The organism is Streptomyces sp. NPDC005574 (assembly GCF_040605435.1).
GTDB lineage: Bacteria > Actinomycetota > Actinomycetes > Streptomycetales > Streptomycetaceae > Streptomyces.
Genome location: NZ_JBEXCW010000007.1, coordinates 189,931 through 201,650, shown reverse-complemented (window position 1 = coordinate 201,650; position 11,720 = coordinate 189,931). Strand labels below are relative to the sequence as shown.

The 11,720-nt window shown below is 70.4% G+C and carries 9 protein-coding genes; 1 reads left to right on the top strand and 8 read right to left on the bottom strand.

What is annotated here, in order from left to right; genetic code table 11:
- Positions 1-196: 196 nt before the first annotated feature.
- The 8 genes from ABZT03_RS08160 to ABZT03_RS08125 all read right to left on the bottom strand — a co-directional run bounded on the left by ABZT03_RS08160 (position 197) and on the right by ABZT03_RS08125 (position 10,842).
- On the bottom strand, positions 197-778 hold the full coding sequence (locus ABZT03_RS08160) for an ATP/GTP-binding protein (protein WP_026248371.1): 582 nt from the start codon (positions 776-778) through the stop codon (positions 197-199).
- A complete protein-coding gene (locus ABZT03_RS08155; protein ID WP_356035150.1) occupies positions 759-1,340 on the bottom strand; it encodes a DUF742 domain-containing protein in 582 nt (193 codons plus the stop codon). Before ABZT03_RS08155 ends, ABZT03_RS08160 begins: the two co-directional genes overlap by 20 nt.
- 92 nt (positions 1,341-1,432) lie before the next feature.
- Positions 1,433-1,846, bottom strand: a complete 414-nt coding sequence (locus tag ABZT03_RS08150; protein ID WP_356035147.1) for a roadblock/LC7 domain-containing protein — start codon at positions 1,844-1,846, stop codon at positions 1,433-1,435.
- 10 nt (positions 1,847-1,856) lie between these two features.
- Positions 1,857-5,165, bottom strand: coding sequence for a nitrate- and nitrite sensing domain-containing protein (locus ABZT03_RS08145; RefSeq protein WP_356035145.1), 3,309 nt, complete (start codon positions 5,163-5,165; stop codon positions 1,857-1,859).
- A 376-nt stretch (positions 5,166-5,541) separates the two neighbouring features.
- Complete coding sequence (locus ABZT03_RS08140) at positions 5,542-6,117, bottom strand: ATP/GTP-binding protein (protein ID WP_356035143.1); 576 nt, start codon at positions 6,115-6,117, stop codon at positions 5,542-5,544.
- On the bottom strand, positions 6,098-6,493 hold the full coding sequence (locus ABZT03_RS08135) for a DUF742 domain-containing protein (RefSeq protein ID WP_030611532.1): 396 nt from the start codon (positions 6,491-6,493) through the stop codon (positions 6,098-6,100). The genes ABZT03_RS08140 and ABZT03_RS08135 overlap by 20 nt, the downstream gene beginning before the upstream one ends.
- Positions 6,494-6,603: 110 nt before the next feature.
- A complete protein-coding gene (locus tag ABZT03_RS08130) occupies positions 6,604-7,017 on the bottom strand; it encodes a roadblock/LC7 domain-containing protein (protein ID WP_030611534.1) in 414 nt (137 codons plus the stop codon).
- Positions 7,018-7,026: 9 nt separating this feature from the next.
- Positions 7,027-10,842, bottom strand: coding sequence for a nitrate- and nitrite sensing domain-containing protein (locus ABZT03_RS08125; protein ID WP_356035140.1), 3,816 nt, complete (start codon positions 10,840-10,842; stop codon positions 7,027-7,029).
- Positions 10,843-11,444: 602 nt separating this feature from the next.
- On the opposite strand from ABZT03_RS08125, the gene ABZT03_RS08120 reads away from it, so the two are divergent.
- Positions 11,445-11,633 (top strand): hypothetical protein, encoded by a 189-nt coding sequence (locus ABZT03_RS08120; protein ID WP_356035138.1) that lies wholly within the window; start codon positions 11,445-11,447, stop codon positions 11,631-11,633.
- The last annotated feature ends 87 nt before the right edge of the window (positions 11,634-11,720 follow it).

Genomic DNA, 11,720 nt, shown 5'->3' with positions numbered 1-11,720 from the left:
GCATGCGGCCGCCGACGAAGGGCACGGCCGCGGCGCTCACCCCCACCAGGCCGCCGATCAGCGAGGCCCGCAGCCGGGCCTGGGAGACGGTGGCGCCGCCCGGAGGGGCCCCTTCACGTCGTACGGGCCGCGCGAAAGGGCCGGGCCCCCTCCACACGGAGGGGGCCCGGCCCTTGTGTCGCCTTGTTCCCGCCTGCTAGCGCAGCCGCGCCATCAGCGCGTGCTCCACCAGCGTGATCAGCGCCGACTTGGCGTCCGCGCGGTGGCGGGCGTCCGTCGTGATGATCGGGGTGTCCGGGCCGATCTGCAGCGCCTCGCGGACCTCGTCCGGGTTGTACGGCTGGTTGCCGTCGAAGCCGTTGAGGGCGATCACGAAGGGCAGTCCGCTGTTCTCGAAGTAGTCGACGGCCGGGAAGCAGTCGGCGAGACGGCGGGTGTCGACCAGGACGATCGCGCCGATCGCGCCGCGTACCAGGTCGTCCCACATGAACCAGAAGCGGTCCTGGCCGGGCGTGCCGAACAGGTACAGGATCAGGTCCTGGTCCAGGGTGATACGACCGAAGTCCATGGCCACCGTGGTGGTGGTCTTGTCCCCGGTGTGGGTGAGGTCGTCGATGCCCGCCGAAGCAGACGTCATGACGGCCTCGGTACGCAGCGGGTTGATCTCCGAGACGGCCCCGACGAACGTGGTCTTGCCCACGCCGAAGCCACCCGCCACCACGATCTTCGCCGAGGTGGTGGAGCGGGAAGGACCGCCGCTAGAGCTTGCGAAGTCCACTGAGCACCCTTTCGAGCAGTGTCACGTCTGGCTGGCCGCCGGCGTTCTCGTCGCCGCCGGGCTGATGGATGGCGACCAGGCCCGCCTCCGCCAAGTCGGCGACGAGGATCCTGGCCACGCCGAGAGGGATCGTCAGGAGGGCCGAGATCTCGGCCACCGACTTGATCTCCCGGCAGAGGTTGCAGATCCGCTGATGCTCGGGCAGCTGGCCCTGCATCTGGTGCGGCTGCGCGGTGGTGTGCACCAGTGCCTCGATGGCGAGCTGGTACCGCGGCCTGGTGCGGCCGCCCGTCATGGCGTACGGGCGCACCAGGGGATTGCTGGCCGAGCCGGCGGGCGCCGACTCGGGGGCGCGCCGCTGCGGCTGGACGGGCTGGATGCGCGGCGCGGGCGGCTGGTCGTACGGCGAGGGTCCGGGACCCTGGGGCGCGTACGGCTGCTGGTGCCGGCTCGGGGCGGAGGGGAAGTTGTAACGGTTCGGGTTCTGGGAACCGTCGTTCTGGCCCTGGGCAGGGCCGTACGACCAGTTGCCCGAAGACGAACCGCCTGGGGGTGTTGCCACTTTCTCCTCCTCCGACTGTGCCGGGCCCATCAATGTGGAGCCGCGTCCCGAAACCTTATGGCCTCGGGACGCCAAAACGCACGGTCTGACTGTTAGTTGAGCAGGCTCCCCTGGAGCTCCGCACGCAGATCGGGGGTCAGGACGGTACCGGCACGGTCCACCAGAAGGGCCATCTCGTACCCGATGAGGCCGATGTCCGCCTCCGGATGTGCCAGAACCGCGAGCGAGGAACCGTCGGAGATGGACATGAGGAAGAGGAATCCCCGCTCCATCTCCACAACCGTCTGGTTCACGCTGCCGCCCTCGAAGATGCGGGAGGCACCTGCCGTCAGGGAGGTCAGGCCGGACGCGACGGCCGCGAGCTGGTCGGCGCGGTCGCGCGGAAAGCCTTCGGACATCGCCAGAAGGAGTCCGTCGGCGGAGACCACCACCGTGTGGGACACACCGGGGGTGTTGTCCACGAAGTTGGTGATCACCCAGTTCAGGTTCTGTGCCGCCTGGCTCATCGGGCTCACACTAACGCTCCTGGTTGTAGGTGCTGTCAGGCCCACCGTGGTGATTCCTGGTGGCCTGGCCGTTCGTTTCACTGCCTGCGTCGCGTCCCCGCTGGACCCCGCGGCGCAGGTTGCTCAACCTGCCCCGGACGTCCTCGGGGGCGCGGGAGACCTGTGGGCCTCCCTGAGGGGTCGTCTCGGCGGCACCCTCGATCAGGTTGGCCTTCGGTACCCGCCGGGGCAGGCCGGAGGAGGTCACTCCGCCCGCCTTGGGCTTGCGGAGCTGTGAGGCCTGCTGCCAGCGCTCGTCGTTCGCCGAACGCCAGTCCGCGGGGCCCTTCCCGTTGCCGTTGCCGTTGCTCTCCGGCGCGGGCGCCGGCTGCTCGTGGCTTGCGGGCCGGGTGCCGTTGCTGCCGCTCGTCGTGGTGGATCCGCGGCGCGGGAGCCCGGCGTCGGTGAGCGCGTGGGCGGCGGAAGAGGTCGGCCCCGGTCGGTCGAAGCCTACGCGCTCGCGCTCGCTCACGTCACCGGCCTGCACGGACTCCGCTTCCGGAGCGTACTGGTCCGGGTAGGCGTTCTGGTAACCGTCCTGCGGCTGCTGCTGCGGCCAGTCGTCCTGGTAGGTCTGCTCCTCGAAGCCCGAGTAGGTCTCCGGGGCCGCGGAGTGGGCGCCGGGCCGCTCCTCCTGGACCGGCTCCGCGTACGCGGGCTCGGGGTAACCGCCGCCCGTGGAGAAGGCGTCGTTCTGCGGCAGGCCGCCGTTCGGCGCGTAGTACTGCTCGTCGTACGACGGCTGCTGCTGCGGCTCCTCGTACGGCGTGCGCTGCTGCTCCTCGTACGTCGGCCGCTGGCCGTCGTAGGCGGCGGGCTGCTCCGGGTAGCCGTTGCCGTTCTGGTAGCCGTTCTGCCCGTCGAAGCCCTCGGCGTACGCCGTGCCCTCGGTGCCCTGCTCCTGGCCGGGCTGGCCGCCCTGCGCCTCCAGGGCCGCGCGGCGCTCCTCACGCATGAGGGAACGGCCGACCGGGTCCAGCTCCCGGATGTCGTCCGGGACCTCCGTGTAGCGGCTGTCGTCGAAGCCGAGCTCGGCGGCCGTACGCATCGGCAGACCGTTGTTGAAGTCCTCGCCGTGGTAGCTGGGCTGCTGGTCCGGCATGATCTGCGAGACCGTGAACTCGTCGCGCTCCGGGTGGTGCGTCTCGCCGCCGCCTCCATGGGTGATCGCGTCGGGAAGCATGACCAGCGAGGTGGTGCCGGCCTGCTCGCCTGAGGGGCGCAGCTGGACGCGGATGCCGTGCCGGTCGGACAGCCGGCCGACCACGAACAGACCCATGCGCTGCGAGATCGCGGCGTCCACGGTCGGCGGGTTGGCCAGCTTGTGGTTGATGTCCGCGAAGTCCTCGGCGGTCAGGCCGATGCCCTTGTCGTGGATCTCGATCATGATGCGGCCGTCGGGCAGCCGGGTCGCGGTGACGCGGACCTTGGTCTGCGGGGAGGAGAACGTGGTGGCGTTCTCCAGCAGCTCGGCGAGCAGGTGCACGAGGTCGGTCACGGCGCGGCCGTGGATCTCGGCCTCCGGGACGCCCGACAGCTCGACACGCTCGTACTGCTCCACCTCGGAGGAGGCGGCGCGCAGCACGTCGACCAGCGGCACCGGCTGGTCCCAGCGGCGGCCCGGCTCCTCGCCGGCGAGGACCAGGAGGTTCTCGCCGTTGCGGCGCATACGGGTCGCGAGGTGGTCCAGGCGGAAGAGGTTCTCCAGCTGGTCCGGGTCGGCCTCGTTGTTCTCCAGGTCGGTGATCAGGGTCAGCTGGCCCTCGATCAGGGACTGGTTGCGGCGCGAGAGGTTGGTGAAGATCGCGTTGATGTTGCCCCGCAGCAGCGCCTGTTCGGCGGCGAGCCGGACGGCCTCGCGGTGGACCTGGTCGAAGGCGCGGGCGACCTCACCGATCTCGTCCCGGGTGTTGATCGGGATGGGCTGGACACGGGTGTCCACGCGGCCGGGGTCGGTGCGCGAGAGCTGGTCGACCAGCATCGGCAGCCGCTGCTCGGCGATGCCGAAGGCGGCGTTGCGCAGCTGGCGCATCGCGCGGCTCATCTGGCGGGCCACCATGCCGGCCAGGATGAACGCGGCGAGCAGGGCGACGACGACGGCGGCACCGGTGATGAACGCGGACTGCTTGGCGTCGTCGGCGATGCCGGCGGCCTCGTTCACCGCCTTGTCGGCCAGATCGGACTCGATCTGGCGGTAGGCGTTGTACTTGAGGGTGTTGACCGCCCACCAGTTCTGCGCGGTGATGCCCTGCTGGGCGAGCGCGACGCGGTCGGAGGTGTCCATCGACTTCAGCGTCGCCACGGCCGCGACCATCTTGCTCGGGTCGGCCGGGGGCGGCACATAGGTCTCGCCCTTGGCGGCGGCCTGCTGCGCGGCCTCCTTGGCCTGCGCCTCGCCGTCCGCCCTGATCTTCGCCTCGGCGGCCGTGAGCTTCTGCGCGTCGGCCTCGGTGCCACCGCCGGTGTACTCCTCGACGGCGATGCGCTCCAGGTAGGCGTACGACGACAGGGCGACCTTCTGGCTGGCGAAGCTGCCGGCGCCGGGACCGGGCTTGATCAGCAGGTGCATGCCGATCGAGCGGTCCAGCGACAGTGCCGCCTTGGTGAGCGAGATCGCGTAGACGGTCCGGCCGTAGCTGGTGATGTTTCCGGTGCCCAGGCCCAGCTCGTTCGCGAACTCCATCAGGGGGTGCGCGATCAGGGTGTAGCCCTCTTCGGTCTGCACACCGGTGAGCTGGGGCGAGACGTAGGCGCCCTTGCGCAGGGACTGCAGCTTGGGCTCCTCGTCGCGGAACAGCTGGAGGCGGCGCAGCAGACCGCTCTTCTTCGGCATGTTCTGCGCGGCCTGGTCGAAGGCGTCGGCCGCCTTGTCCGTGGCCGAGCGGACGCTGGTGACCGTCGCCTTGTCCTTGGCGGTCTGGCTCGCGCCCTTGAGCAGCGGGGCGGCGGAGACGTCGCGCTCGGTGTAGAGGGCGTCGGCGTACCCCAGGGAGGCCCGCACGAGACGCGCGGTGTTCTCCGCGTCCTGCGCCTCCTGCCAGGTGTCGATCGAGCTCTTCACCTGGAAGCCGCCCATGATCAGGCCGACGACCACGGGTATGAGCAGGATCGCGTTCAGCCGGGTCGGCACCCGCCAGTTGCGCGGGGAGAAACGGCCGCCGCTGGGAGCGGGGGCTGCCGTCGGCTCCGAACCCGGCACAGGGGCGGGCGCCACTCCGCGCGGCGGCGGGGTGAAGTTGCCCCGGGCCGACGGCTCGGGACCGTTCTTGCTTCGCCTCACTCGACCAACAACCTTCCGGCGGTCGGCACCAACGTTGTGCCGCTGTGTCTCAGAGCCCAGGGACGCATCGTCTGATGAGTACGTCTTTGACTATTGGGCAGTTCAGGCATTCCAGCACGACGGCCTCCGCACTTCCAAACACTGGAAGGTATGGATTCCGAGTGATGTAAGCCCCAGATAAAACGGTCATAAAGAACGAGCCCCGTCAAAAGACGGGGCTTTCGTGTGCGCAGCGAGACCGGATGACCGCGACGCGTTGCCATACCACCCGATTCCTCTGCCGAAACGTTATGAATACCGTGGCCGACCGTGTCAAAGGACACAGCCGGCTCCGGTACATCTACGACAACTGCCGTACGTCTCTCCCGTTTTGCTGCTACCGCAGCCGGGCCATGAGCGCGTGTTCCACCAGGGTGATCAGCGCGCTCTTGGCGTCGGAGCGGTGGCGGGCGTCCGTGGTGATGATGGGGGCGTCCGGACCGATCTGGAGCGCCTCCCGCACCTCCTCGGGAGCGTACGGCTGGTGTCCGTCGAAGCCGTTGAGGGCGACGACGAACGGCAGTCCGCTGTTCTCGAAGTAGTCCACCGCCGGGAAGCAGTCGGCCAGGCGCCGGGTGTCCACCAGGACCACCGCGCCGATCGCGCCGCGTACCAGATCGTCCCACATGAACCAGAAGCGGTCCTGGCCGGGCGTGCCGAACAGGTACAGGATCAGGTCCTGGTCGAGCGTGATACGACCGAAGTCCATGGCCACCGTGGTGGTGGTCTTGTCCCCGGTGTGGGTCAGGTCGTCGATGCCCGCGCTCGCGGACGTCATGACGGCCTCCGTGCGCAGCGGGTTGATCTCGGAGACGGCGCCCACGAACGTGGTCTTGCCGACGCCGAAGCCGCCGGCCACCACGATCTTCGCGGAGGTGGTCGTCCGACCTCCGTCAGAGCTTGCGAAGTCCACTGAGCACCCTTTCGAGCAGTGTCACGTCCGGGGCGCCGGTGCTCTCGTCGCCGCCCGGCTGGTGAATGGCGACGAGCCCCGCCTCGGCGAGGTCGGCGACGAGAATCCGGGCCACGCCGAGCGGCATGGCCAGCAGCGCCGACACCTCCGCGACCGACTTGACCTCACGGCACAGGTGGCAGATGCGCTGGTGCTCCGGGAGCAGCCCCATGAGCGCTGCCGGGTCGGCCGTGGTGCTGATCAGTGCCTCGATGGCGAGCTGATAGCGCGGCCGGGTCCGGCCGCCGGTCATCGCGTAAGGACGTACCAGCGGCTGGTCGCCCTCATCCTCGTACGGCTCCGCGTACGGATCATGAGAGGCGGTGGGCGGGGTCATGAATCCTCCGGGCGGGACAGCAAGTCGGTCAGTCGTGCCGTCTGACAGGGCCGGTGGGGGGATTGTGGCGGCCGGACGGTGATTTGGTGAGGCGGGTGGTGCCGGGCCGATCAGTGGAGCAGACTGCCTTGGAGCTCGGCACGCAGGTCAGGTGTGAGCACCGCGCCCGCGCGGTCGACCAGAAGTGCCATCTCGTAGCCGACGAGGCCGATGTCGCAGTCGGGGTGTGCGAGTACGGCCAGGGACGAGCCGTCCGAGACGGACATGAGGAAGAGGAATCCCCGCTCCATCTCGACGACCGTCTGTGCCACGGAGCCGCCCTCGAAGATCCGGGACGCTCCGGCCGTCAGAGAGGTGAGACCGGACGCTACGGCCGCCAGTTGGTCGGCACGGTCACGCGGGAATCCTTCCGACATGGCGAGCAGAAGGCCGTCGGCGGACACGACGACGGTGTGGGACACCCCGGGGGTGTTGTCCACGAAGTTGGTGATCAACCAGTTGAGGTTCTGTGCCGCCTGGCTCATCGGGCTCAACTAACGCTCCTGCTGGTGAGTGGGGCTCGGGAAGCTTCCGGTCTGGCCGGTACCACCGGCTTGACGACCCTGCGCGATACCCCGACGGAGATTGGTCAGCCGGCCGCGTACGTCATCAGGCGCACGCGAGACCTGCGGACCGCTTTGGTGCTGTTGCTGCTGAGCCGTGCCCGGGACGAGGTTCGCCCTGGGCACCCGGCGCGGCAGGCCGGAAGTGGTGACGCCGCCCGCTGCCGGCTGCCGTACGCGTTCTGCCTGCCGGACGAGGTCGTCGTTCGGCGAGCTGCGCCAGGCTGAGGCGGCGGGACGTTGGGGGGCAGCGGGAGCCTGCGAGGGCTGGTGCTGCGGGGACGGCGCGGACGCCGGTGCCGCGGCACCGTTGCCCTGCTGGCCGTGGAACCAGTTGGTCTCCAGCGTGTCGTACAGCGGGGTACGACCGTCACCGGGACCCGCCGGCGGCAGCGCCTCCGGCTCCGGGCGGGCGGGCCGCTGCTGCGGACGCTGCGCGGCCGGCGGTCGCGGGAAGTCGTTGCCGCCGTGCACGCCGTTGACCTGGGGACGCTCGAACTGGCCCGTGTTCGCGGGGTTCTGCCGGCCGGGCAGCGAGTGCTGTCCCGTCGAGCCGTTGTCGTAGCCCTGGGCCGAGAACTGGCCCGTGGACCCGTTGGTGTGACCGACGGCCGGGAACTGACCGGTCGAGCCGTTGTCGTACGCCTGCGGGGAGGCGAACTGGCCCGTGGACGACGGGTTGTGCTGGCCGGGCGGCGGCGTCCCGAAGACGTCGGAGCGGAGGTACTGCCCCGAGTTCTGCTGGGAGTTGCCGTTGGAGCCGGGGTACTGGCCCGGGTCCGTGAAGCCGTTCGTACCGACGACCGGGAACTGACCGGTGTCCTGCGCGCCGCCCGCGCCGGGCCGGGGGAACTGGCCCGTGTTGTGCGGCTCGTTCAGACCCGGACGTGGGAGGTTCGGCACCGAGGCCGGGCCCTGCCGGTCGTCGATGCGGGGCATCTGCGCGGTCTGCGCGGCGTCCTGCTCGTCGTGACCGCGCGGGGTGTCCAGCGAGGCACGCCCCACCGGGGGTTGCGCGTTCTCGTCGCTCCAGCTCGGCGTGCGGGGCTGCTGGTTGCCGCCCGGCAGCTCGGCCCGCGGACCACCGCGGCCCGGCAGCTGCGGCCGGCGGCCGCGGCGGGAGCCGCCACCCTGCTCGGCGTTCACGCTGGAGGTCTGCGGCGGCACGGGGCGGCCGCCACCGAAGGCGTCCTGGCCCTGCGGGGCACCGGCGCCGTTGGACTGCAGGCCCTGCGGGGTACCCGGCGCCTGGCCGAAGCCCGCGCCGGCCGGAGCCGGACGGCCCTGCTGCGGCGAGACCGGACCCTGCGGTCCGCGCGCTCCGCCGGGCGTACCCGGCGCACCCGGGCGACCGCCCGAGCCGTTGCCGGGCAGCGCGGCCCGTGGTCCCTGGCCGGCGGCGAGCCGGCCACCACCGGGGGCACCGGCGCCAAGAGCGCCGCCACCGGGGGCACCGGCTCCGAGCGAACCGTTGGCGCCCGCCTGGCGGCGGGCCGCCGCGGCACCGGCGGCCGCCTGCGCGGCGGCCGGACCGCCCGCGGACGGGGCGCCCTGGCCGGGCTTGCCGGGAACGGGCTTCTTGCCGCCCTGGGCGACGTCGACCGGCAGCATGACCAGCGCGGTCGTACCGCCGGAGTCGGACGGACGCAGCTGGATGCGGATGCCGTGGCGCTGCGACAGACGGCCGACCACGAACAGACCCATGCGGCGGGAGACCGAGACGTCCACGGTGGGCGGCGAGGCGAGCCGCTCGTTGATCGCGGCGAGGTCCTCGGGGGAGAGACCGATACCGGTGTCGTGGATCTCGATCAGCACCCGGCCGTCGGGCAGGGCGTGACCGGTGACCTTGACCTTGGTCTGCGGCGAGGAGAACGAGGTGGCGTTCTCCAGCAGCTCGGCGAGCAGGTGGACGAGGTCGTTGACCACGCGGCCGGCGACCTCGGTCGTCGGCACGGAGGCCAGCTCGATGCGCTCGTACTGCTCCACCTCGGAGGCGGCGGCGCGGAGCACGTCGACCAGCGGGACCGGGCGGGTCCAGCGGCGGCCGGGCTCCTCACCGGCGAGGACGAGGAGGTTCTCACCGTTACGGCGCATGCGGGTCGCGAGGTGGTCGAGCTTGAACAGCGAGGACAGCTGGTCCGGGTCGGCCTCGCGCGACTCCAGTTCGGAGATGAGCGAGAGCTGACGCTGGATGAGGCCCTGGGAGCGGCGCGAGAGGTTGGTGAACATCGCGTTGACGTTGCCTCGCAGCAGCGCCTGCTCGGCGGCCAGTCGGACCGCCTCGCGGTGCACGTCGTCGAAGGCCGCGGCGACCTGGCCGATCTCGTCCCGGGAGTGCACACCGACCGACTCGACGGAGGTGTCTACGTCCTGCGGGTCGGACTCGGACAGCTGCTTGACCAGCTCGGGCAGCCGGTCCTGGGCGACCTTGTTGGCGGTCTCCTGCAGGCGGCGCAGCGAGCGGATCATGGACCGGGCGATGACGAAGGCGCCGACCAGCGACACACCGAGGACGATCAGGATGAGCGCGCCGGAGATGATCGCCTCGCGCTCGGAGACGCTGCGCAGCTCGCGCGCCTTCTGCTCCATGTCCTCGAGCAGCGTGTGCTCGATCTTGCCCATCTGCTCGATCTTGGTCGAGCTGTCGTCCGTCCAGTCCTTGTACGACCGCTTGTCCAGCGAGGACAGACCGTTCGACGACCCCAGCGCGCGGCTGGCGTAGGTGTCGGTGGCCTCGATGGTCGCGTTGCCCTCTTCGATGGGCTTCAGGAGCTCGGTGGCGGACGCGCTGCCGTAGATGCTCTTGAAGCTGCGCAGCTCGGAGTCCTGGCTCTCCAGCGCCGAGTCGGCGTAGAGCCGGTCGTTCTCGGTGAGGTCGCCGAACGTCGTGTCGTTCGCGGGGAGCGCGGCGGCGAGCGTGGCGCGCTGGACCGACGCGTACTCCTTGGCGGACGAGAAGGCCGCCAGGGCGCGGGTGCGCGAGATCATCTCGGGGTTGCTGGTCGCCTCCGCCATGTCCTGCGAGAGGTCCAGGAGGTGGGTGATCAGCCGGTGGTACGACTCCACGGTCTGGGTGGAGTTGTCCTTGGCCGTGTAGGCCGTGTTGCGGATCTTGGAGAGCGTGCCCAGGTCGGTGACCAGGCCCACGAGGCTGTCCCGGACACCCTGGAGGTTTCCGTTGCGGACGGAACCGTCGATCTCCTCGGCCGCGTTGTTGAAGTTGTCGACGGCACGGTCGGTCTTGGTGCGGACGTTCTTGACCGTGTAGTCGGTGGTCGACTTCGCGCCGTGCGCCAGCGGGCCGGCCGACTGGTCGCGCTCGTCCTGCAGCGCGGCCGCCAGCTCGGTGGCCTGCTTGGTCATCTCCGTCAGCAGCTTCATGTTGTCGAGCTGCTGGATGCTGTCCATCGACTGGTTGATGCGCAGCGCGCCCAGCGAGGTGGCCGCGACCACCGGGAGCGCGAGCAGCGACACCAGACGCGTGGAGATGCGCCAGTTGCGCAGCGCTATTCGCGAGCCGGGGCCGGTCGGGCCGGTCGGCGGTTTGATGGGTGGAGTGGTCGCCGCGGAGGAGTTCGGCGACGCTGACGCGCCGTGGCGCCCAGGGCGCTCACCGCCGTCGCCGGGCGGGGCCGCCCCCGGGTTCTGGGCGTGCTGGGGCGAGGAACTGCCGGCATTGGGGCCAGTCCCGCCATGCGGCTCCGGCTCCGCCGAAGCACTGCCATCCCTCTTGAAACGTCCCTGCACTAGCGTCGCAACCTCTGGACCAGGCGCCCCTCCGCGTGAACGGAAGGACGGTGTCGGCGTTGAAGGAGGCGCCCTGAATGCGCCCCCCGGGTGGTCGTGAGTGACCGGCGCCGGGACCCCCTCTCGCCGCCACTCGGCGCTCTGAGTGCGCCCCCTGCGCGCCGGATCGATCCCTGCGGCGGTCCGTGGAATTCCAGCACAGTGCCGGATCTCCAACAAGGTCCAAGCACCAGACCGTGACCTACGTGACAGCTGGTGAGTGCCAGATTACGAGACGTACAAAAGGATCTCACCCATAACGGACGTATCCCCGCGAGTCGTTCGGTCCCCCCTGGTGTCCCAGTCGAGATGATCAGGAGCGGAATGGTGGCTTCAGGTGTGGAATGTCTGTTTCGTGGGGGTGAGTTGTGAGTCGCAATTGACCGGTTTGCCCGTAGCTCCGTGAGGAAACTCACACGCAGTTCACACCGTCTGTGCGGCCGCGGAGGGGAATTGGATGTTTAGCCTGGCGCTTTACACCAGGGAAGCATCTGCCAACCTGCGCCTCGACGGGCCCCCTTGGGACCGGCCGGCGCCCGTACACGACAGGGTCCTCTGCCACCGTGAAGACGACGATGATGTTCCGTACGACAGCCAACCCGCGGCGCACGACGCTGGCGCACCTCGAGGACGCCACCGACCTACAGGTGCCGGACCGGCCGGAGCACTCCGTCGATCTCCCGGCCCAGACCGCCAACCCCCGCCGCACCGTCCTCATGGACGCCCCCGTCGCGGCCGTCGCCGCCGAATAGGCGGCGCAGGCCGGGCAGGCCCGAATAGTACGACGCCCCCACGGCCGCCCGGAGCCCGGGCGGCCGTCGCCGTTCCCGCCCGCGGCC